We start from the raw sequence: 21,857 nt of genomic DNA, 5'->3' as shown, positions 1-21,857 counted from the left end.
AAACTTAGCGTGGTGATATCCTATCCCTAATCATTAGGATTCTTTTTTCTAATGATTTATGTATGAAAATAGATATCATCAACGTAGAGGATAGGTATACTACCCACCAGATCATCCCTTGAAATTTTGTGGTTTGGGTTGGTACATAGTTATGCATAAAATATAGCACTGGAAGGTTTACCAGATATGCTATATATGAGCACCTTGCAACAATGTTTGTGATTTTATTTAAAACCCTATGAATTTTTAAATCTAACCCACAGACAATTACTGAAGCACATACTATGCCAGATGCATTAAATAAAAAAACATTCATGATACAAATGTTATTTATGGTATCATCTGGCAGATGGGTAATGTAAGCCAATATTGGAAATAAAATTGCTACTTTCTTTGAGAAAGATATTATCGCATCCTTACGACTAGGGAAAAAGTAGAGCGCCCAAGCAAAAAAAACACCATACATAATGGAGTCAAGCCTTGCTAAGGATATGGTTCTTATTTCATTTAGTGACAGGCTTGATGTGTTTGTAAGATAAATTCGATAAAGAGTAGGAGCTATCATCATTATCAACAGGCAAAAGAATAGACTTTTTTTTGTGCTTTTGAAGAAATAAAATAAAACCGCGTAAAGCAAAGGAGTCATAAAGTAGAATAACTCTTCTATAGCAAGGCTCCATGCCTCCCCAAAGAAAGTCGGGTGTGGGGATGCTAGCGCTTGGGTAAATGTTAAGTATAGATATTCATCAGTATTAGGAGCGGGCCTAACCCAGTATAATAATAAAATATTTATCAGGAGAAAAATTAAATATATTGGGTATGTTCGCGCCCATCGCCTAAACCAAAAAGGAGATATCCATGATAATCCATTATCACTTATTGATTTTCTTATTATTATCTTTCCAATCAAAAAACCTGAAAGCGCAAAAAAAAGCTCAACACCTAAAAAGCCGCCAAATTTAAAGCCATTAAAAGGTTCCCATATGGGAATCAAGTACCCTCTACCATGCGAAAGCAATACCATTAAGATAGCAAGTGCTCTACATATATCTAACCATTGGTTATTATCATTTTTGTTCATTTAATTGCCAATTAATAACATATAACTAATATTTTTATTTAATCATATCACTGACCTTAAATCTAGTTGCCATGCTGCCCAGGCCTGAACTACTGTATATAAAAACAGTAACAGGAGTTGCATTATGGGCTTCCCATCCCCGGCGCAAGACTACGTTGAGTCGCGTATCGATTTGAACAACCTATTCATCCGGCATCCATCCGCGACGTTCCTCGTTAAGCGCGGTAACCTGAGCTACGTCGTGGACTCGTCGCTGAAGCCACAGCCAGGCGACGAGGTTTGCTACGAGCTGTTCGGGGAGCAGGGGGTCGGCAAGATGATGGGTCGCGCGATAATCACGCCGGACGGGAACGCCCTGGAGGGAACGATGCTGGACGACATGCTGATCCGTGGCGTCGTGGTTCTGCAGGTGATGAAGGTGTGGGATGAGCGGTTGCCATATTAATTACTAATTATGTACATAAGTGTGTACATAATTAGGGTTTATGTCCGGCGAGGTCAATACTGGCGCGGCTTGAAAGGTCGCGTTTCGTAGTCGTGGAAAGGAACGTAGGTTGATTGCTTTCGTTTTTCACTGTTTATCTCTGTCCACTTCTGTTTGTTAACTTCCTGATTCGAAGCATTTGTTTCAACTTCTTTGGCCTGCTACGTCGATTTAAGATTAGTCAGTATCTACCATAAAGTGCGTCAGTCGAGTGATTTTCAGGGAGAGTAGGGTCGTCTTTCATGTCAAACGCGTGTTTTACATGGTAAACCATATCCAAAGCGTTCAGAAGCGGCAGATGAACAAGCATTTGTACAAAGTATTCCGGCACCAACATTTCGTTGCCATGCAGACCCCCGGCATCATGCCGTTACCGGCCGTACAACGCGAAAGGTAATAGCCGCAGCATCACGGTAGCATTAGCCGGGGCCTCCCGGCTCGACTAGTATACCGCTTTAAACTGTTTTTATTCTTCTTCTGATTTTATTTATCCGTTCTTCAAGCTGTACTAACAAATAGCAAACTAAAAGCGACAGCACCATGCTGGATAAAAAAAGACTCCATGAATGCACGACCATTCCTGATAATTTATAGACAATAAAACCACAAGGAAGATGGACAAGGTAAAGCGGGTAAGAGTAGTTGCCGATAGCTTTTGAAAATTTACCTTCTTTGATTTTGAAAAGGAAAATAACGATGACTGCACTCAATAACATATTCAGATAATAAAAATAAACAGATAACAGCACGGCAAAAACATCGTTAAGGCGAAAAAAATAGCTAATCATCCCTGCGCCATGAAGCAAAGCAAGCTGCAAAATAGCAAAAGCGCCCAGAGTGACAGGGATCCTGATCTTATGCTGATAAAGTGACAGCAAACAACCGACTGAAAAGCCCAGCGAGCCCGCCAGTACTGAGCCGTATCTGGCGTTCCAGTCAAAATAAGGCTGACGGGATACAGCGATAATATAGCCATGCCAGGTAACCGAGGCCAGGAACCAAATCCAGACCGCACGGCGACCAGAAATCAGCACGAAGGGGATAAAGATGTAATAGCTTAGCTCAATAAATAAAGTCCATGCTGGCGGAACGCTTCTCTGCTGAACAAAAAAGTCCATACCTATGAGGGTGATATTTTTTGCCCATAGCCTAATGTCGGAAGGAATGTCCAGATTGACATCGAAAGCACTAATGTTTTCTGTACCGAGCAAAAACATAGCGCTGATGGCGATGAAAAAAACAATCAGGTAGGTGGGGTAGATCCTTAATATTCTGTTCATGGCATATTTTGCTATGCCTCCGGGCGTTAAGCCGTCCGTACCTCTCATTAAGGATGGCGGTCATTAAAACCCGCTAAGGATATAAAATGAGAACACCGCATACCTTCCAAGTCCACCGATGCTGGAAAGATGGTTACAGCAGACGACAACGGCCAGAATAAACCTAAAGTACCCCAATTGCACACCTCATATCTAATAACAATACGTTAACAGTAATTCTGCCTGAAAGTTGGTCTGTGCAGCCAGACTCTATATTGTTGAATGTTATAGGTTACGATATTTATTTTGATTGTATCTTTAAAAAGGCAGACATGCCCATGAGCCAATTCTTTAGCTATCCGTTTTAAAAGAAATCAAATCCTGCTTCCAAAGTCAGTTGCGTTCGTTTCAGACCGGGCTGAAACGAACGCATTTCTCTATTTTTTCAGAAAAACCGTTCTGATATAGACGCAAAGCGTGGCCAGCGAGCATACTTCAAAGACAAACAGGACTCTTTGAGCCGAGGCATAAACAGTCGGCGAGAACCCTATCATCATCACGGTCGCGCAGCCCGTCAGCAATGAAATCAAAGCGAAAAGCGCCATGTTTGTGTTATAAATATGACGATAAGAAAGTAACAAAAGTGAGAACAGGGCAGCCAGCGTAAAGAAAAAGGAACTGTATATCTTAAAGCCGAACCAGGACTGCGCGCTAATGAAATCTTCGTTGTAAATAAAGTCGCGTACTCCGTGTTGAAAATGCGCCAGAAGAAAGCCGACCAGCTTCAAAATAATAAAGCCAACGGCTGCAAAATCTGAACCGGTCAGGTTTTTTTGTCTTAACGTGTTAGCTAAGGCCATGACGAACAGTGCGTTGATAAGCAGATTGTCTGGATCGCTGACATGGTGGTTCAGACGATCTACGCCCAGCGTTAATTTATCGATAAAGTTGTAATCGGCAAATTCAGGGAAAGAGTTTTTTATCTCAAAAAAGTATCTTAACGCATTGCCGGGCGCTGTCAGCAAAATCGTGATAAAAACGATAGCTACGACTATAAATAGAATATCATAGCGTCTTTTCTGCTCTTTATGGCAAAATAGAGCAATAGCGGCAATTAACAAAGCCAGGGCGACCTGTTCACTAAAGCAGCTAAGCAGTAGCGTTAAAAGCGCCGCTGTTTTTGCCATTGGTGAGGCTGTTTCCGAGTTTTTTAAAATAAAAAGCGACCAGCTTGCCAGCGCTACGGGAAGCAAATAATTATAAAACCCCGTTACCCACCATGCGGCATCCATATTGACGCTGGGCGTGATTATCATAAATAGAGCAATACCACCTGGAACAGCATAAGCCGCTTTTACCGTATCGGCGAAGAACACTTTCCACGCACAGTATGAAAGCAGCATAATCGAACCAATAATAGCCAGCTTCCAGAACCAGATGATATTAATTGTTTTTATTAATAATGCTTCTATGGTAAGGCGCCCGCTCCATTCAAGATAGCGCTGTTGCAACAAAGGGGACAATCTTTGCCCGTCTAAAATATGAGCAAACATTTTATCATCGCCATTGGATCCCAGTTTGACTGACAGAAAGATGCAGAAAAGCAATAAAAAAGCTGCTCCCCAGGCAAGAAGGGGTATCAGCGATTTTTTATTTACATTCATGATAGATAACACTGCTTTTCCCCTGATGAATTAATTCAATAGCAAATTTGCCTGTCATTAAGCGGGCTTCGTGCACGGCAACGGAGGCCACAAAGCCAGACTTTTTAAAAGCAGCATTTTTGTGAAATTTTCTTACGATATCATTTCGTTCAGTTGTCGTTTTCCTTATTTTATGAAACTGATTGTTTTGATCGATAAGATAAATGTTGGTGATAACATCACGCCCACCATCCGTTAGCCCGGCCCAGCCTGCGACAAGGAAAAATCGCGGCGTAGCTTTACAGTATTCTATTTTGTAATAAATCGGACTCAGACTGGTCTCTGTCAGAGGAGGCGTCGCGCTACCATAAGTATTCAATGAAGATCGGGAGATAATAATAAATACGGCACTAAAAAAAAGTGCAGCGGAAAAAAGCAGTGTGCTGCGCTTAATGGTCATTTTTCAGCTCCGTATTTTTGGTCTCTTTGACCAGATATCTTGGGCGACGTTTAGATTCAAGGTAAATACGACCTATATACTCGCCCAGAACACCGATGCCAATCAGCTGTACGCCGCCCAGGAAAAGGATAGACACGATGATGGAAGGGTAACCCGGAACATTATTTCCCCAGATAATTTTATCGATAATCATCCAGCCGCCATAGGCAAAGGAGAAAAATGCGACAAACAGGCCTATATAAGTCCAGATCCTGAGCGGGAAAGTAGAAAAGGAGGTAATGCCTTCAAGTGCCAAATTCCACAGCTTCCAGCCATTGAATTTGGTTGTGCCGGCTACTCTTTCTGCACGACTGTATTCAACAATTTCAGTTTTACCGCCAACCCAGCTAAGTACGCCTTTCATAAACAGGTTTCTTTCAGGAAGCCTGAGAATATTGTCAACAGTAAATTTATTCATTAATCTGAAATCACCTACATTTTCAACAATCTTAGAGTGGCTAATAGCATTATGTAATTTATAAAACCAGCTGGCAGTTTTTTTCTTTAAAGCCGTGTCGCTGCTTCTGTCAATACGCTTTGCCAGCACAACATCAGCCCCTGACTGCCATTTCTCCAGCATTAGTGGAATAACTTCAATAGGATCCTGTAGATCCACATCCATAGGGATTATAGCATCGCCGCTTGAAAATTCGAGTCCGGCAAAGAGGGCTGCTTCTTTGCCAAAGTTACGAGTGAAGCTAATCATTTTAACACCAGGGTCCGCTACTGATAATGCTAATATAATATTTTCGGTATTATCATTACTCCCATCATTAATGAAAATTATTTCTATATCATAATTTTTCAAAATATCATAGCCCTTTACCGTTTTATAAAAAATCGGTATTGTATCCTCCTCATTATAAACAGGTACAATAAGAGAAACTTTCATATTTTCCTCCTGAAAACTATAAAATTGCTAAAGAGAAAACCAAATATCATGCTCAGGGATGAAAACACAATCAGCGTTAACAAAGGCGCTAACCGGATCTTGTCTGCAGTATAACCAACCACTAATGCCATAATTCCCATAAAAGCGGTAAAAATAATGTATTGAGCCAGGCCTGCTGAGCTTTTGAAAGTCCATTTTGCATTTGCAAAAAAGCTGAAACTAACTGCTATAATAAAAGCAAGCAGATTGGAAATCATTTGATCAAGATTTAGCAAGTAATGTCCTGTAGCAAATGCCAGCCAGTGTATCAGCGTGTTTATAACCCCAACGGAGACATACCTAGTAAGGAGGGTTAACATTATAAATCCTTATTTTACAGTTGGTTATGCATGGCTGTGCCAGCTGAATGATAAGTTTATAACAAAACGGCGGGGAAAACGAGAGAGGAAGTATTGTATAGACGTTCGTGAAGCGGCTGAATAAGAAACAGGCATCTTTATTTTGGATGCCTGTAAAAACCAGGAATAAATTATTTATTTTGGGCGGACAATCGCATAAGCCAGCCATGTTTTATTATTTTTTTATAAATTTGCATTGCCGGAACTTCGATCCATTTTGAAGATAAATATCCTGCCAGTACAGCTATTAGCATAGCTAGTATTTGTGAAAAATAAATGTTTACATCAAGGAACTGAGAGATAAGCTGTTGAATAAGAAACCCCCATAAATATACACCATAGGATATATCATATTTTATATGCAGCTTTTTAACGGGTTCTTATGCAGCTTTTTAACGGGTTCTAATGATGAAAACCATAATGCTGTTGTACAATAAAAAAACGGAATAAAAACTTTGAAAGTAAAGGGTAATATTTTTCTGTAACAAAATATATTATTAATAAAATCAGCGGAATTAAGAGAGAGACGCGGATTTTATCTTTATGAATAGCATATATCCCTCCCAGCGCAAAGCAGGAGAAAATAATAACAACATAAAAGAAGTTATATAAGGGTATGACATTTTTAAGGGGTTCAATAGCGGGTGCGAACATAACCAATAAGCATAAAGCGGTGCTGATGATTTTGTTTTTAGTGAGTCTTAATATAAATAAAAATGGCAAAATTATGTAGCATAATACTTCATAACGAATCGTCCATAAGGAGCCATTGACGCTAATAGGGTAAGAGTTATTTTGAAATACACCAGGCAAAGAAAACTGCGTATTCATTAATAAATTATTTGTAATATACTGGTGCCATTGCGTGGAAGAAAAATACTCGCTTATCGTTAAAGATGTTACTAAAGGACCAATGATTAATGCGGTTGTAAGCAATAAAAAAGCGAGGGCAGGAATAATTCTGCAGAAACGGGAAAGGATAAACTCGGCAATATTTTTCTTGGTTAATAGGCTGTTAGTAACTAACATTCCGCTAATAAAGAAAAAAACGTAAACGGCTATACTGCCACCCGTTTGCTTACCGGTAAGCCAGGAAATTGGCTCAATCAACTTTCCATTATTATTGATAGCATAGGCATGACTCCATATAACCATGAGTGCAGCGAAAATACGTACTAAGTCGAGATTATTGTTGCCACGCTGCAACAGGCTAGCTACAGTTATTGACGGCATTGTAAAATCATCCAGAGGTTATGTATATTTTCATTATAAATCTTACTGGCATAATTTCAACGCGAAATTTATATATAAATTTTTAAAGGTTTATTTTTTTTCCTGTTTGCCATTTATTTAGAATAGTATGTTATGCATACCTTCTGGCCTGAAGAGAAGATATTAGTACTTTCGGCTAAGAATAGCGTTTAGCAGGGAAGGCTGGTCAAAATTATACCACCCTAATCTTAATATTTTCTTGCACTTTTTTAACACGTTACGACAGCAAATCCCGTACAACAGGCTGTTTTTTTCCAGTCTATTGAGGATTTACCGTTGAAGAAGCGTCAGCTTGCAAGTATCAGCCTGGTTCTGGCCGTGGTCGCCGTGGCCCATGCTGAAGATAACCCCTTAGCTTTTCCTCTGACCGCGCCCGCTATCGACGCCGCTTCCTGGGTGCTGATGGATGCCACGACCGGTCAGGTGCTGACGCAGGGCAATGCCGACGAACGCCGCAATCCGGCCAGCCTGACCAAGCTGATGACGGGCTACGTGGTGGATCGCGCTATCGACAGCAAACGCATCAGCCGCGACGACATGGTCACCGTGGGTAAAGATGCCTGGGCCGCCGGTAATCCCGTGTTTAAAGGGTCTTCGCTGATGTTTCTTAAGCCCGGCGAGAAAGTCTCGGTACGCGATCTGAGCCGCGGCGTCATTATCGATTCCGGCAACGACGCCTGCGTGGCGCTGGCGGATTATGTTGCGGGCAGCCAGGCCGCTTTTGTCGAGCAGATGAATCAGTATGTGGTTAAGCTTGGCCTTAAAAACACCCATTTTGAAACGGTTCACGGCCTGGATGCGCCGGGACAGTACACCACGGCTGGCGATCTGGCTAAGCTGTCGCGCGCCATTATCTCCGGCGAGCCGGATTTTTATCAGATGTACAGCGAGAAATCGCTGACGTGGAACGGCATTACCCAGCAGAATCGTAACGGTTTGTTATGGGATAAAACGCTGCACGTCGACGGCCTGAAGACCGGCCACACCGAAAGCGCGGGTTTCAATATCATTGCTTCCAGCGTGGACGGCCAGCGCCGACTGATCGCCGTGATCATGGGCGGCAAAAGCCCTAAAGGGCGCGAAGAGCAGGCGCGCAAGCTGCTGATCTGGGGACAGAACAATTTTGATACCGTGCAGCTGTTCCATGCTGGTAAAGAGATCGGCCATGAGAATGTCTGGTACGGCAATCCGCATCAGGTAGCCGTAGGCAGCGATAAGGATGTTTATCTCTCCTTGCCTCGTGAAGACGTCAAAAAAATCAAGGCCAGGTACGTCATTGACCGCAAGGATCTTGAGGCGCCGCTGAAGCTGCATGAGCAGGTCGGGACTATCCAGCTGGTGGATGGCGACAAAGAGCTGGCCTCTTACCCGTTGGTGACGCTGAAACCGGTGGAAAAAGCGGGCGTGATCACTCGCATTACTGACTACATCAAACGCAAGCTGTAACCCCTGATGGCGATCCGCAACGGGTCGCCATTTTGCCTGTTTGTTGAGCTGCTGTTGCACCACTGTTATCGTGAGACGGCAATACGCAAAAAAGCGGGCGAAGCCCCGCAGGGCAGGGTATGATGCCGGAAAATAGCCCGCCCCTGGAGAAAGTTTTGCGTCCCGACAAGCCGCTATCGGCCTTTGAATTCACCCTCTATCGTAACTATCGCACGGTGCACGGCATTCGCATCGCGCTGGCGTTCGTGCTGACGTTTCTGCTGATCCGCCTGTTCTCTATCCCGGAAGGCAGCTGGCCGCTGATTACGCTGGTGGTGGTGATGGGGCCGATTTCCTCCTGGGGTAACGTCTTTCCGCGTGCGATCCAGCGCATCGGCGGTACGATATTCGGCTCGGTTTCGGGGCTGATTGCGCTCTGGCTGGAGCTGTGGTCGCTGCCGGTAATGCTGGCCTGGTGCACGCTGGTGATGTTTTTATGCGGTTTTCTGACGCTGGGCAAGCACCCTTATATGGCGCTGCTGATCGGCATTACGCTGGCGGTGATCTGCGGCGGCGCGCCGGGCGATATGACCATGGCGCTGTGGCGAGGCGGCGACGTGATCCTGGGTTCGGTGCTGGCGCTGTTTTTTACCAGCATTTATCCGCAAAAGGCCTATACCCACTGGCGCATCAAGCTTTCCGATTCCCTGCTGGAAACCGCTAAAATTTACCATGCCGGCTGTTCACCTAACCTGGTGGACAAGCCCCGGCTGACGCGCCCCCTGCAGCGGCTGCTGACCGGCGTGGTGAAAATACGGTCGCTGATCGATCCCGCCAGCAAGGAAACGCGTATTCCGCGTTCGGTTTTTGAAGGTATTCAGACGCTGAACCGCAATATGGTCTGCACGCTGGAGCTGCAGCTGAACGCCTGGTGGTCCTCTCGCGAAAGCCACCTGATAATGCTGAACGCGCCTACGCTGAGGCGCACCCAGCAGATGACGGAAAATACGCTGCGCGCGCTGTCAAATGCGATAGTGGCGGGCAGCACGGACCAAATCTCCGCCAACAGCGCGGAGCTGGCGGAAATCACCCGCGAGCTGCGGCAGCTGATCAAAGCCTCCAACAGCGACGAGCTGGTGGAAACGCCGATCCACGGCTACGTCTGGCTGAGTCTGGAGATGGCCGCGCAGCTGGAAAGGCTGTCGGATCTGATGCGTCTGGTGCTGCGTAAATAAACGATTAATAACAACTTACTGCGAAAAGCGCCGGTTCGCGCTAAGATAACGCCAGTCCGACTCTACAACTAATCGCCTCGACAGCGGTTCGCCGCTACGCTGAGCGCAATGATAATAATGCCTGCCTTGCAGGCCTGAACAGAAGGTGTTTCCATGGAAAATGCAAAGCAATCCTTTCAGGACGTACTGGAGTTTGTGCGGATGTTCCGTCGTAAGAACAAGCTGCAGCGTGAAATCCACGATATTGAAAAGAAAATCCGCGACAACCAGAAACGCGTGCTGCTGCTGGATAACCTGAGTGAATATATCAAGCCCGGCATGAGCGTCGAAGCCATTCAGGAAATTATCAGCAGCATGCGCAGCGATTACGAAGATCGCGTTGACGATTACATCATCAAAAACGCCGATCTTTCCAAAGAGCGTCGTGAGCTTTCCAAAAGGCTCAAGGCGCTGGGCGAGCCTAAAGCGCAGTAGTCAGGGCTGGAGAACCAAAAAAGGCGATCGACGATCGCCTTTTTTGATCGTACAGGGCACGGCGCTATCCGCAGGGGAAAATCACTTTTCTCCGGAAAAGACTTTGCATATCAGAGCGCCTTTTACCATCATCAGTAGAGTCTTCTCCATTTCTGGCAGGCAGCACTTTGCAAATATTCCGTATTTCTCCGTTAGAGGCCATCAGGCGTACGCCCTGGTATCCCAAAAGACGTTCTTATCGGGTTCTGTTCTGGCGAGAAATCACGCCGCTGGCGGTACCGATCTTTTTTGAGAACCTTTGTGTGCTGTTGATGGGCGTGCTGAGCACTTTCCTGGTGAGCTGGCTGGGCAAGGAGGCGATGGCGGGCGTCGGGCTGGCCGACAGTTTTAATATGGTCATCATCGCTTTTTTTGCCGCTATCGATCTGGGTACTACGGTGGTGGTCGCCTTCAGCCTGGGCAAGCTTAACCGTGAACGGGCCCAGGCGGCCGCCCGCCAGTCGCTGGTGCTGATGACTATTTTCGCCGTGCTGCTGGCAATAGGCATTGAGTTTTACGGCGAGTGGATCATCAATCTTATCGCCGGTAACGCAGAACCGCGGGTAAAAGAGATGGCGCTGATCTATCTCAATATCACCGCCTGGAGCTATCCGGCCGCCGCGATTGCGCTGATTGGCTGCGGCGCGCTGCGTGGCGCGGGCAATACCAAGATCCCCATGCTGATTAACGGCGGCATGAATATCCTGAATATTATTTTCAGTACGGTGCTGATCTACGGCTGTTTCTCCTGGAAAGGGATGGGCTTTGTCGGTGCCGGACTGGGGCTGACCATCGCCCGCTATATCGGCGCGGCGGCGGTAATTTATGTGCTGGCTATCGGCTTCAATCCGCGCCTGAAAATCACGCTGAAAAGCTATTTCACCCGGCTCAACACCAATATCCTGATGGAGGTGCTGAGCATCGGCGTGCCCGCCAGTATCGAATCGGTGCTGTTCAACGGCGGCAAGCTGCTGACGCAGGTTTTTGTCGCGGGAATGGGCACCGACGTGATCGCCGGTAACTTTATCGCCTTTTCCATTGCCTCGATGATCAACCTGCCGGGCAACTCCCTTGGCTCCGCCTCAACCATTATTGTCGGCACCCGCCTGGGCAAAGGACAGCTGAAGCAGCCGGAAAGGCAGCTGCGGCATATTTTTTGGCTTTCAACCATCGGGCTGTGCGCGCTGGCGGCGTTGACGGTGCCTTTTGCGGGCATTCTGGCTTCGTTTTATACCCGCGACGAGGAGGTTATCCACGTGGTCAAAATCCTGATCTGGCTGAACGCGCTGTTTATGCCGTTCTGGGCCGCATCCTGGGTTTTACCGGCGGGGCTGAAGGGCGCGCGCGACGCCAGGTTTACCATGTGGGTTTCGCTGTTGGGCATGTGGGGATGCCGCATTGTGGCGGGCTACGGACTGGGCGTGGTACTCGGCTTTGGCGTGGTGGGGATCTGGCTGGGCATGTTTCTGGACTGGATTGTCCGTGGTATCTTCTTCTACCGCCGCATGACCAGCGGACGCTGGCTGTGGAAATATGCGCCCCGGCAGGAGCCGGCCGCTCAGGATTTGGCGCTGTCAAAAAAATAACCGGAAATCACCATGCAATCGCCTACTTCCGCCGGGTCGGAATCGCTGTTTCACCATCGCTCTTTTGTCGCTTTCTGGCTGGCCCGCACCAGCTCCAGTTTCGGTTTTCAGATGCTCTCTATCGCGGTCGGCTGGCAGATTTATGCGCTTACCGGCCGCGCCTTCGATTTAGGCTTAATCGGGCTGGCGCAGTTTCTGCCGGCGGTGGTGCTGGCCTTGCCGGCAGGGCACGTTGCCGATCAGTTTGACCGTCGTCGCGTCGTATTACTGGGGCAGTTTACCGAACTGCTGGCGATTGCCGCGCTGGCGGTGCTGACGCTGATGCACCTGACCAACGAGCTGGTGATCCTGGCGCTGATTTTCGTGCTCTCTATCGCCAAAACGTTAGAGGCGCCGTCGCTGCAGTCCATGCTGCCCGCGCTGGTGCCGCCCTCGATACTGGCGCGGGCGACGGCCGCTAACGCCGCATCGATGCAAACGGCTTCCATGCTTGGCCCGGCGCTCGGCGGCTTTTTATACGTTGCCGGGCCGCAGGCGGTCTATATCACCACTGGCGTGCTCTATCTTATCTCCGTCGTGATGGTCAGCCGCCTGCGCTACGACCATGCGCCGCCGCCGCGCACGCCCGCCACTTTCGCCAGCGTCTTTGCCGGGGTGAAATTTATCCGTAACCGGCCGGACGTGCTGGGCGTCATTTCGCTGGATCTGTTTGCGGTACTGCTGGGCGGGGCGACGGCGCTGCTGCCCATTTTCGCCAAAGATATTCTGCATACCGGGCCGTGGGGGCTGGGCCTGCTGCGCGGCGCGCCAGCGGTTGGCGGCCTGCTGGTCGGCTTCTGGCTCAGCCGTCGTTCGCTGGAGCGCAACGTCGGTAAAATCATGTTTGCCTCCGTAGCCGGTTTCGGCGTGGCGACGCTGGTGTTTGCGCTCTCTGAAGAGCTGTGGCTGTCGCTGCTGGCGCTGTTTGCGCTGGGCGGGTTCGATATGGTCAGTATGGTGATCCGCGGCTCGCTGGTGCAGCTGGATACGCCGGATGAGATGCGCGGACGCGTCAGCGCGGTTAACTCTATTTTTATTAATACCTCTAATCAGCTTGGTGAATTTGAGTCGGGGATGCTGGCAGCCTGGCTGGGCGCGGCGCCGGCGGCGGCAGTCGGCGGTATTGGCACGCTGATCGTGGTCGGCCTGTGGATGGCCTGGTTCCCGAGCCTTCGCAAGCGCCAGCGGCTGCACGATCCCGTTTCTTCTTCCTGATCCCACCCTTAATAAGCGCCGTTAATGATTAACGGCGCCGTTACCGCTTTTCTCCCCCTCGTTTTTTTCGCCAGGCTGGCCGCGCCGATAGGTTATCGACAGCCTGTTTTTTCCGTGGTCGCTTCCTTTTTTCCTTATCTTTTCTGCGGGTTAAGACCAAGCGGTACGTCTCGACGGTCTGAAAAACGTGATGATTTCTTATTGCAAATGAAAACCATTATCAATAAAATCGACGCCTTGCAGTTCCTGTTTTCATGGCACTAATGATGGAAGATGATGATATGACAGGCGGTTGGGATAGCGACGCGCAGGCGAGCTGGCAGCACAAGCTGAGCCTGGGGTCGCCAGCGGTCGTGACGGAAGGTGACATCTGCACCGTCACCTTTTACTGGCGGGATCCCGCCGGAACGGAACAGACTTCGCCGGTGCGCCGGGTATGGATTTATATCACCGGCGTAACCGATCATCACCAGCAGCGCGCGCCGCAAAGCCTGCAACGCATCAGCGGCACGGCTATCTGGCAGTGGCAGGTTCGGCTAAATGCGGGCTGGCGAGGCAGCTACTGCTTTATCCCTTCCGTAAACGAAAATGATTTTCCCCCCGAGGCGCTGCAAAGTCCGCCGGACCGCGCGGCGCTGCGCGAAGGCTGGCGCAGGCTGCTGCCGCAGGCGATAGCCGATCCGCTTAATCCCCATACCAGCTGGCGAGGCGGACGCGGCCATCCCGTCTCCGCGCTGCATCTGCCGCAGGCGCCTGTGCAGCCGGGTTGGACAGAGCGCGTTGAGTTCGCTGCGCCGTGCTGCCTGACGTGGGAAAGCAAAAGGCTGGGCAATCAGCGTCGGGTATGGCTTTTCACCACTGGCGAAAGCCAGCCGGAACAGCGCCCGCTGGCCGTGCTGCTGGATGGCCAGTTCTGGGCGGAGCAGATGCCGGTCTGGTCTGCACTGCAGGCGCAAACCGATCGCGGTCAGCTGCCACAGGCGGTTTATCTGCTGATTGATGCCATCGACACGCAGCATCGCGGCGAGGAACTGACCTGCAATCCCGACTTCTGGCTGGCGGTCCAGGAAGAGCTGCTGCCGCTGCTTGCGCAGCACGCGCGCTGGCGCGACGATCCGGCGACCACCGTGGTGGCCGGACAGAGCTTCGGCGGTCTTTCCGCCCTCTATGCCGCGCTGCACTGGCCGCAGCGTTTCGGCTGCGCGCTCAGCCAGTCCGGCTCTTTCTGGTGGCCGCATCGCCAGCGCACCGGCGAGGACGGCTGGTTGACAGAGCAGCTGATGCAGGGCCGGCTCAGCGCCGCGCCGCTGCGCATTTATCTGGAAGCGGGCCTGCGCGAACCTGTCGTTTTGCAGGCTAACCAGCGCATTTATCCGCTGCTGCAACGGGCCTGCCCGACGCTGCACTATCGCCTTGTTGACGGCGGCCACGACGCTCTGTGCTGGCGAGGCGGCCTGATTAACGGGCTGACCACGCTGTGGCAGTCTGTCCCTGCTAAATCCGGAGTTTCCGATGGAACAGAGTAATCCTTTCGATCGCCCTGAGGGGCCGTTTTTCGTGCTGCAAAATCATCTGGGCTACAGTCTGTGGCCAGCCCACTGCGCCCGGCCCGCTGGCTGGCAGCCGGCGTATGGCCCGGCGACGCAGCACGAATGCAACGACTGGCTGGCGCGCTGGCAAACGCTGACCCCGGCCCATTTTGCGGCGGGAGTCACAGCGTGAAAAGTGAAATGAGCGAGGCGCTGATAAATAAAGTGCAGCAGCAAATGATGCCGCTGGTAGCGGCGCAGTCCGGTATCTGGATGGCGGAACAGCTTTCGTCACAGGTAAACGCCTGGAGCGTGGTGCACTATGTGGAGCTGAACGGCGCGTTGAATGAGCCGCTGCTGCGCAAGGCCGTGGTGTGCGGGATGCAGGAGGCGGACACGCTGCGGATGCGCTTTACCGAAAGGGACGGCGTGCCGATGCAGTGGGTCGATGCCGACGCTGACTTTACCCTGCCGGAGTGCGTCGATCTGCGCCACGAGGCCGATCCCGCAGCGGCGGCGCTGGCGCGTATGCAGCAGGATCTGGATCAGGATTTGCGCATCAGCAGCGGCAGCCCGATCTACCGTCATATTCTTTTTCGCCTGAGCGAAAGCCGCTGGTACTGGTATCAGCGTTTTCATCATCTGGTGGTGGACGGCTTCAGCTTTACCGCCATCACCCGTCGCATTGCGGAGATTTATACTGCGCTTTGCACCGGCAGCGAGCCGAAGCCTTCGCCTTTCGTCCCTTTCAGCGACGTGGTGGAGGAGTACGATCGCTATAGCGCCTCCGCGACCCGCCAGCGCGATGCCGCCTTCTGGAAAGAGCAGGCGAGCCAGCTGCCGATGCCCGCCAGCCTGTCGCCGCTGCCGCTGAACGGACAAAGCGCCACCACGCATCTTATTCGTCAGCATTTGCAGCTGAGCCGCGAAGATTTCCGCGAGCTGCGGGCGCAAAGCCAGCTCAGCGCGTCGGAACTGGCGCTGGCGCTGGTTGCGGTGTGGCTGGGCCGCCTCAGCGCGCGGGCGGAATACAGCGCGGGCTTTATCTTTATGCGCCGCCTGGGATCGGCCGCGCTGAGCGCCACCGGGCCGGTGCTCAACGTGCTGCCAATGGCGATACGGCTCGATCCTCAGGCCACGTTGCCACAGCTGGCGGAGGCGCTGCAGCAGCAGTTGAAAAAAGCGCGCCGCCATCAGCGCTACGACGCGGAGCAAATCCAAAGGGATATCGGCCAGCTGAGCGAGCCGCTGTTCGGCCCGGTCATTAACCTGAAAATGTTTGACTACCGGCTGGATTTTGCCGGTATCGAAGGCGTGACCCACCAGCTGGCTTCCGGCCCGGTACGCGATCTGGAAATCGCGCTCTACCCGGACGAAGAGGGCAACGTCTCGCTGGAAATCCTGGCGAACGCGGAGCGCTATCAGGCGGAAACGCTGCGTGAGCATCTTGCCCGCCTGCCGCTGCTGCTTAGCCAGTTCGCGGGCCATCCGACGTTGACCTACGCGCAGGCGACGCTGCTGCACCCGCATGAGGAAAAGCGGCTACGGCAGATTAACGACACGGCGATCGAGGTACCGCAAACCACGCTGAGCAGCCTGATTATGGCGCAGGCGCAGCGCACCCCGGACGCGGACGCGCTGGCGGATGACCAGCATAGTTTTACCTACCGCGAGATGCGTCAGCAGGTAACGGCGCTGGCTCAGGCGCTGCAAAAGCGAGGCGTGCAGGCGGGCGACATCGTGGCCGTGGCGCTGCCGCGTTCGGTATTTTTGTCGCTTGCCCTACAGGCCATTGTGGAGCTGGGCGCCGCCTGGCTGCCGCTGGATACCGGCTATCCGACCGATCGGCTGAGCATGATGCTGGAAGATGCTAACCCGCGTCTGTTAATCACCACCGAAGAACAGCTGGGCCGCTTTGCGCAGCTCGAAAATCTGCAAAGCTTCTGCTACCACCAGCCGCTGCCGACAGTGGATCTTGCGCCTGCTCAGGATCTGTCACGCCCGCACCATACCGCCTATGTGATTTATACCTCCGGCTCAACCGGACGGCCAAAAGGCGTCATGGTCGGCCAGCAGGCGATCGTAAACCGCCTGCTGTGGATGCAGGACCACTATCGATTGACTACCGACGATGTAGTGCTGCAAAAGACGCCGTGCAGTTTTGACGTCTCGGTCTGGGAATTTTTCTGGCCGTTTCTGACCGGCGCGCAGCTGGTGATGGCGCCGCCGGAAGCGCATCGCGATCCGCAGGCGCTCCAGGCGCTGCTCAGCCGTTACGGTGTCACAACTACGCACTTCGTTCCTTCCATGCTGGCGGCGTTTGTCACCGCGTTAACCGATGACGAGGCCGTGGCCCACTGTGCTTCTTTACGGCGGGTATTCTGTAGCGGCGAGGCGCTGCCGACCGATCTCTGTCGCCAGTGGCAGGACAAAACGGCCGTGCCGCTGCACAATCTTTATGGCCCGACCGAAGCGGCGGTGGATGTGAGCTGGTATCCGGCCTACGGCGAAGCGTTGGCAAACGTAACGGGCGCAAGCGTGCCGATTGGCTATCCGGTCTGGAACACCGGGCTGCGCATCCTGGATGGCAATATGCAGCCAGTACCGCCGGGTATTGCGGGCGATCTCTATCTGACCGGCGTGCAGCTGGCGCAGGGCTATCTGGCGCGAGCCGATTTGACCGCCAGCCGTTTTATTGCCGATCCGGAAGGCGAGGGCGCAAGAATGTACCGCACCGGCGACGTGGCGCGCTGGCTGGAGAACGGCGCGGTGGAATATCTGGGCCGCAGCGACGATCAGCTTAAGATCCGTGGGCAGAGGATCGAGCTGGGCGAGATCGATCAGGCGCTGCTGTCGCTGGATAATGTGGCGCAGGCGGTTACCCATGCCTGCGTGCTCGGCAACGCCAGCGCGGGCGGCGGCGATCAACGGCAGCTGGTGGGCTACGTGGTGGCCGTGTCCGGCGAACTGGATACGGCCGCGCTACGCGAGCAGCTTAGCGATCGCCTGCCCGCGCACATGGTGCCGGTGGTGCTGGTGCAGCTGGCGGCTTTCCCGCTAAGCGCCAACGGCAAGCTGGATCGCAAGGCGCTGCCGCTGCCACAGCTGGCCCACGCCGCAGGTCGCGCGCCGGCAGAGGGTGTGGAAACCGTGGTGGCCGAAGCCTTTGCCCGCCTGCTGGACTGCGAGATCCGCTCGGTTAATGATGACTTCTTTGCCCTCGGCGGCCATTCACTGCTGGCGATGCGGCTGGCGGTCGATCTGCGTCGCCGTCTCGACAGGCCGGTGACGCCGGGGCTGATTATGGTGGCGTCCACCGTCGGCGCGCTGGCGGAAAAGCTGACGTGGCAGAGCGAAGAAGAGGCGAGCCGCGCGGGCATGGAAACCATCCTGCCGCTGCGGCGTTCGCACGGCCCCACGCTGTTTTGCTTCCATCCGGCCTCCGGCTTCGCCTGGCAGTTCAGCATTCTGCAACGCTATCTGGACGCGCGCTGGTCGCTGATCGGCATTCAGTCGCCGCGCCCGCACGGGCCAATGCGGCAGGCGGAAAATCTTGATGAGCTTTGCGAGCGGCATCTGGCCACGCTGCGCGAGCAGCAGCCGCACGGCCCTTACTATCTGCTGGGCTATTCGCTGGGCGGCACGCTGGCGCACGCTATCGCGGCGCGCCTGCAGGCGCAGGGCGAAAAAGTCGCCTTCCTGGGGCTGCTGGATACCTGGCCGCCGGAAACGCAAAACTGGTCACAGAATAACCAGCTGGATGCCGAAGTGCTGGCGGAAATCGACCGCGAGCGTGAAGCCTTTATGGCCGCCCAGGCGTCGCTGCGCGAGTCGCTGGCGGCCTCGGCCAGCCAGGCGCTGTTTGGCGCTATCGAAGGCAACTACGGCGATGCGGTCAGGCTGCTGGCGACCGCGAAAAGCCGCCGCTTCGTCGGGGAAGCCACGCTGTTCGTCGCGCAGAAAACGCTGAAGCCGGGGCAGGATGCGCACACCGCGTGGGCGCCATGGCTCGACACGCTGCAAACCTTCCCGGTGGAATGCGCGCATGTGGATATTATTTCGGCAGAGGCGTTTACCCATATCGGCCCACGCCTTAACCAACTGCTGGATCGGGCAACACAATGAAAAAACAGACCTTTATGCTCAGCCTCAGCCTGCTGAAGACGCACCCTGATTTTCGGGCGGTGTTTATCGCCCGCTTTATCTCTATCCTGGCGCTGGGCCTGCTTGGCGTCGGCGTGCCGGTGCAGATCCAGCAGCTGACCGGTTCTGCCTGGCAGGTAAGCCTGGCGGTCACGCTGACCGGCGCGGCCCTGTTTACCGGTTTGATGCTGGGCGGCGTGCTGGCGGATCGCCACGAGCGTCGGCGGCTGATCCTGTTCGCGCGATCGACCTGCGGGCTGGGCTTTATCGGCCTGTGCGTCAATGCCGCCATGCCGTCCCCGTCGCTGACCGCCATCTACCTGCTGGGCATCTGGGACGGCTTTTTCGGCGCCATCGGCGTGACGGCGCTGCTTGCCGCCACGCCCGCGCTGGTGGGCCGTGAAAACCTGATGCAGGCCGGGGCGATCACCATGCTCACGGTCAGACTGGGCGCGGTGATCTCGCCGATGGTGGGCGGCGTGCTGCTCGCAGCGGGCGGCGTATTCTGGAACTTCGCGCTGGCGGCGGCGGGCACCTTTATTACGCTGATCCCGCTGCTGCGTCTGCCGTCGTTGCCGCCGCCGCCGCAGTCGCACGCCAGGCCGCTACGGTCGCTGGCGGAAGGCTTTACCTTTCTGCTCGGCCATCGTCTGATCGGCGGCGTGGCGCTGGTGGGCGCGCTGCTGACCATGGCGACGGCGGTACGCGTGCTTTATCCGGCGCTGGCTATTCGCTGGGAGCTGAGCGCGCAGCAGATCGGCTTTCTCTATGCTGCCGTACCGCTCGGCGCGGCCGCAGGCGCGCTGACCAGCGGCAATCTGGCACAGCATCCGCGTCCGGGCAAGGTGATGCTTTTCACCGCCGTCGCCGCTTTCGTCGCGGTAGGGCTGTGCGGCCTGATGCCTTACTGGGAGGCGGGCGCGCTCTGTCTGATGCTGTTCGGCTACCTGAGCGCCCTGAGCGCGCTGCTGCAATACACGCTGATCCAGACGCTGACGCCGGACGCGATGCTGGGCCGTATCAACGGCCTGTGGACGGCGCAAAACGTGATGGGTGACTCGCTGGGCGCGCTGCTGCTGGGCGCGATGACCACGGTGATGCTGCCCGCCACCGCCGCCAGCAGCAGCGGCCTGGGGCTGGCCATCGTCAGCCTGGTGCTGGCCGCCGCCTTCGGTTCGCTCCGACGCTATCGCCAGCCCGCGCCCGCTTCGCCGGGAGAAAGCGTAACTGAATAACATCGGGTTTTAGTCCTTCCTTACCTGCCCTGGCGGCAGGTAATGCTGCCAAATGATGCTAATAACGGCGCAAACGTTGCGCCCGGTCGCGGCGTGGTGTTTTGCACTGTTTTAAACTGCGAAACGTTGCTTGACATCACAAAGAATTTACTTAAAGTTACGCGGTAATAATGCAAATGATAATCATTATTATACTTTTTATCGTTGTGGCTGGAGGCCGTTATGGAGACGCTTTGCGCTGATGCAGTTAAACCATCAGTTTCTCTCTCATCTGAGAGCTTTTTCTTCGCATCGCCGTGGAAAAGCTTTATCACCACTGGTCGCTTTGCCGAAATTACCTGTCCCGCCGCCGACGGCGACAACCTGCAGGGCGCTTTCCAGCAGCAGGTACGCAGCGCCTTTGCCGCAGCCAGGGCCAAAGGGATTATGCGCCCGGTGATGGTTGGCGCCATCCCCTTTGATACGCGCCAGCCTTCCGCGCTATTTATTCCTGAGCGTCATGAGGCATTCTCCCGCCAGCAGCAGCCAGAGTCGGCGCAGCAGGCGAGATCTGCCGTAGAGCCAGTAATTACCGCGCGCCAGAACATTCCTGAACAGGCTGAATTTATGGAGATGGTGGCGAAAGCAGCGGAAGCGACCGCCCAGCCTGGCCTGGATAAAGTGGTGCTCTCGCGTCTGATCGATATCACTACCGCCGAGCCGGTGCAGGCTACGGCGTTAATGGATCGCCTGATTGCGCTCAACCCTGGCAGCTATCACTTCCATGTTCCGCTGGCCGACGGCAGCACGCTGCTGGGCGCCAGCCCGGAGCTGCTGCTGCGTAAGTCGGGCGAAACCTACACTTCGCTGCCGCTGGCGGGCTCGGCCAGACGCGATCGCAGCGACAAAGCGCGCGATCTTGCGGTAGGCGAAAAGCTGATGTACTCGCAAAAAGATCGCTACGAGCACCGCCTGGTGACCAACGCCATGTACGACGTGCTGAAACCGCGCAGCCGCTCTCTGGCGGTGCCGGACAAGCCGGAGCTGATCACTACTTCGACGCTGTGGCACCTTGCTACCGCGATTGAAGGCAAAGCCGCAGCGGCTGAGGAAACGGCGCTGTCGCTCGCCTGCCTGCTGCATCCTACGCCCGCGCTGAGCGGTTATCCGCACGTTGCCGCTTGCGAGTGGATTGAAAAGCTGGAGCCGTTTAACCGCGAGCTGTTCGGCGGCATCGTCGGCTGGTGCGACGACGAAGGCAACGGCGAATGGGTGGTGACCATTCGCTGCGGCACGCTGGCCGGAAAAAACATTCGCCTGTTCGCCGGCGCGGGCATCGTTCCGGCCTCTTCGCCGGAATCGGAATGGCGCGAAACCGGCGTCAAGCTCAGCACCATGCTGCACGTATTTGGACTGCAATAAGGCTATTT

The 21,857-nt window shown here is 53.4% G+C and carries 18 protein-coding genes; 11 read left to right on the top strand and 7 right to left on the bottom strand.

Annotated features, from left to right (window positions below):
* Positions 1-4: 4 nt before the first annotated feature.
* Positions 5-1,081, bottom strand: coding sequence for an acyltransferase family protein (locus ACVWZ0_RS14510; protein ID WP_253460197.1), 1,077 nt, complete (start codon positions 1,079-1,081; stop codon positions 5-7).
* Positions 1,082-1,205: 124 nt separating this feature from the next.
* Here ACVWZ0_RS14510 and ACVWZ0_RS14505 point away from each other — a divergent pair, with 124 nt between their 5' ends.
* Positions 1,206-1,526: a S24/S26 family peptidase gene (locus ACVWZ0_RS14505; protein WP_253460199.1), complete on the top strand. Its 321-nt coding sequence runs from the start codon at positions 1,206-1,208 to the stop codon at positions 1,524-1,526.
* Between the two features lie 494 nt (positions 1,527-2,020).
* Here ACVWZ0_RS14505 and ACVWZ0_RS14500 read toward each other — a convergent pair whose 3' ends face one another.
* The 6 genes from ACVWZ0_RS14500 to ACVWZ0_RS14475 all read right to left on the bottom strand — a co-directional run bounded on the left by ACVWZ0_RS14500 (position 2,021) and on the right by ACVWZ0_RS14475 (position 7,489).
* On the bottom strand, positions 2,021-2,893 hold the full coding sequence (locus ACVWZ0_RS14500; RefSeq protein WP_253460201.1) for an acyltransferase family protein: 873 nt from the start codon (positions 2,891-2,893) through the stop codon (positions 2,021-2,023).
* Positions 2,894-3,261: 368 nt separating this feature from the next.
* Positions 3,262-4,500, bottom strand: a complete 1,239-nt coding sequence (locus ACVWZ0_RS14495; protein WP_253460203.1) for a hypothetical protein — start codon at positions 4,498-4,500, stop codon at positions 3,262-3,264.
* Positions 4,475-4,927 carry a hypothetical protein gene (locus ACVWZ0_RS14490; RefSeq protein ID WP_253460205.1) on the bottom strand — a complete coding sequence of 151 codons (453 nt, stop codon included), beginning with the start codon at positions 4,925-4,927 and terminating at the stop codon, positions 4,475-4,477. Before ACVWZ0_RS14490 ends, ACVWZ0_RS14495 begins: the two co-directional genes overlap by 26 nt.
* Complete coding sequence (locus tag ACVWZ0_RS14485; protein ID WP_253460207.1) at positions 4,917-5,858, bottom strand: glycosyltransferase family 2 protein; 942 nt, start codon at positions 5,856-5,858, stop codon at positions 4,917-4,919. Before ACVWZ0_RS14485 ends, ACVWZ0_RS14490 begins: the two co-directional genes overlap by 11 nt.
* Positions 5,855-6,217, bottom strand: a complete 363-nt coding sequence (locus ACVWZ0_RS14480; protein ID WP_253460209.1) for a GtrA family protein — start codon at positions 6,215-6,217, stop codon at positions 5,855-5,857. Before ACVWZ0_RS14480 ends, ACVWZ0_RS14485 begins: the two co-directional genes overlap by 4 nt.
* A 441-nt stretch (positions 6,218-6,658) precedes the next feature.
* Positions 6,659-7,489: an acyltransferase family protein gene (locus tag ACVWZ0_RS14475; protein ID WP_253460211.1), complete on the bottom strand. Its 831-nt coding sequence runs from the start codon at positions 7,487-7,489 to the stop codon at positions 6,659-6,661.
* A 315-nt stretch (positions 7,490-7,804) separates the two neighbouring features.
* Between ACVWZ0_RS14475 and dacD the strand changes: the two genes are divergently transcribed.
* From dacD to ACVWZ0_RS14425, 10 genes are all read left to right on the top strand, one after another.
* Positions 7,805-8,974, top strand: coding sequence for a serine-type D-Ala-D-Ala carboxypeptidase DacD (gene dacD, locus ACVWZ0_RS14470; protein WP_253460213.1), 1,170 nt, complete (start codon positions 7,805-7,807; stop codon positions 8,972-8,974).
* Positions 8,975-9,129: 155 nt separating this feature from the next.
* The gene (locus ACVWZ0_RS14465; protein WP_253461278.1) at positions 9,130-10,188 is read left to right on the top strand and encodes an FUSC family protein; all 1,059 of its coding nucleotides are present in this window, start codon (positions 9,130-9,132) and stop codon (positions 10,186-10,188) included.
* Between the two features lie 153 nt (positions 10,189-10,341).
* Positions 10,342-10,662 carry a DUF496 family protein gene (locus ACVWZ0_RS14460; RefSeq protein ID WP_253460215.1) on the top strand — a complete coding sequence of 107 codons (321 nt, stop codon included), beginning with the start codon at positions 10,342-10,344 and terminating at the stop codon, positions 10,660-10,662.
* A gap of 167 nt (positions 10,663-10,829) precedes the next feature.
* Positions 10,830-12,287: an EmmdR/YeeO family multidrug/toxin efflux MATE transporter gene (locus tag ACVWZ0_RS14455; RefSeq protein WP_253460217.1), complete on the top strand. Its 1,458-nt coding sequence runs from the start codon at positions 10,830-10,832 to the stop codon at positions 12,285-12,287.
* 12 nt (positions 12,288-12,299) lie between these two features.
* A complete protein-coding gene (locus ACVWZ0_RS14450) occupies positions 12,300-13,541 on the top strand; it encodes an MFS transporter (protein WP_253460220.1) in 1,242 nt (413 codons plus the stop codon).
* A gap of 263 nt (positions 13,542-13,804) precedes the next feature.
* Positions 13,805-15,067: an enterochelin esterase gene (fes, locus tag ACVWZ0_RS14445; protein ID WP_301251070.1), complete on the top strand. Its 1,263-nt coding sequence runs from the start codon at positions 13,805-13,807 to the stop codon at positions 15,065-15,067.
* Positions 15,054-15,263 (top strand): MbtH family protein, encoded by a 210-nt coding sequence (locus tag ACVWZ0_RS14440; protein WP_125288080.1) that lies wholly within the window; start codon positions 15,054-15,056, stop codon positions 15,261-15,263. The genes fes and ACVWZ0_RS14440 overlap by 14 nt, the downstream gene beginning before the upstream one ends.
* Before the next feature lie 8 nt (positions 15,264-15,271).
* Positions 15,272-19,195, top strand: a complete 3,924-nt coding sequence (locus tag ACVWZ0_RS14435) for an enterobactin synthase subunit F (protein ID WP_253461280.1) — start codon at positions 15,272-15,274, stop codon at positions 19,193-19,195.
* Positions 19,192-20,448: an enterobactin transporter EntS gene (gene entS / locus ACVWZ0_RS14430; protein ID WP_253460226.1), complete on the top strand. Its 1,257-nt coding sequence runs from the start codon at positions 19,192-19,194 to the stop codon at positions 20,446-20,448. Before ACVWZ0_RS14435 ends, entS begins: the two co-directional genes overlap by 4 nt.
* A 222-nt stretch (positions 20,449-20,670) precedes the next feature.
* The gene (locus ACVWZ0_RS14425; protein WP_253460228.1) at positions 20,671-21,849 is read left to right on the top strand and encodes an isochorismate synthase; all 1,179 of its coding nucleotides are present in this window, start codon (positions 20,671-20,673) and stop codon (positions 21,847-21,849) included.
* The last annotated feature ends 8 nt before the right edge of the window (positions 21,850-21,857 follow it).

It is taken from the genome of Erwinia sp. TECH1 (genome assembly GCF_054057575.1).
This window is presented reverse-complemented; position numbering and strand designations above follow the sequence as displayed.

Coding starts and splice junctions, on each gene's coding strand:
- ACVWZ0_RS14510 (WP_253460197.1), bottom strand. CDS start 1,081: ATGAACAAAAATGATAATAACCAATGGTTAGATATATGTAGAGCACTT.
- ACVWZ0_RS14505 (WP_253460199.1), top strand. CDS start 1,206: ATGGGCTTCCCATCCCCGGCGCAAGACTACGTTGAGTCGCGTATCGAT.
- ACVWZ0_RS14500 (WP_253460201.1), bottom strand. CDS start 2,893: ATGAGAGGTACGGACGGCTTAACGCCCGGAGGCATAGCAAAATATGCC.
- ACVWZ0_RS14490 (WP_253460205.1), bottom strand. CDS start 4,927: ATGACCATTAAGCGCAGCACACTGCTTTTTTCCGCTGCACTTTTTTTT.
- ACVWZ0_RS14485 (WP_253460207.1), bottom strand. CDS start 5,858: ATGAAAGTTTCTCTTATTGTACCTGTTTATAATGAGGAGGATACAATA.
- ACVWZ0_RS14480 (WP_253460209.1), bottom strand. CDS start 6,217: ATGTTAACCCTCCTTACTAGGTATGTCTCCGTTGGGGTTATAAACACG.
- ACVWZ0_RS14475 (WP_253460211.1), bottom strand. CDS start 7,489: ATGCCGTCAATAACTGTAGCTAGCCTGTTGCAGCGTGGCAACAATAAT.
- ACVWZ0_RS14460 (WP_253460215.1), top strand. CDS start 10,342: ATGGAAAATGCAAAGCAATCCTTTCAGGACGTACTGGAGTTTGTGCGG.
- ACVWZ0_RS14450 (WP_253460220.1), top strand. CDS start 12,300: ATGCAATCGCCTACTTCCGCCGGGTCGGAATCGCTGTTTCACCATCGC.
- fes (WP_301251070.1), top strand. CDS start 13,805: ATGATGGAAGATGATGATATGACAGGCGGTTGGGATAGCGACGCGCAG.
- ACVWZ0_RS14440 (WP_125288080.1), top strand. CDS start 15,054: ATGGAACAGAGTAATCCTTTCGATCGCCCTGAGGGGCCGTTTTTCGTG.
- ACVWZ0_RS14435 (WP_253461280.1), top strand. CDS start 15,272: ATGAGCGAGGCGCTGATAAATAAAGTGCAGCAGCAAATGATGCCGCTG.
- entS (WP_253460226.1), top strand. CDS start 19,192: ATGAAAAAACAGACCTTTATGCTCAGCCTCAGCCTGCTGAAGACGCAC.
- ACVWZ0_RS14425 (WP_253460228.1), top strand. CDS start 20,671: ATGGAGACGCTTTGCGCTGATGCAGTTAAACCATCAGTTTCTCTCTCA.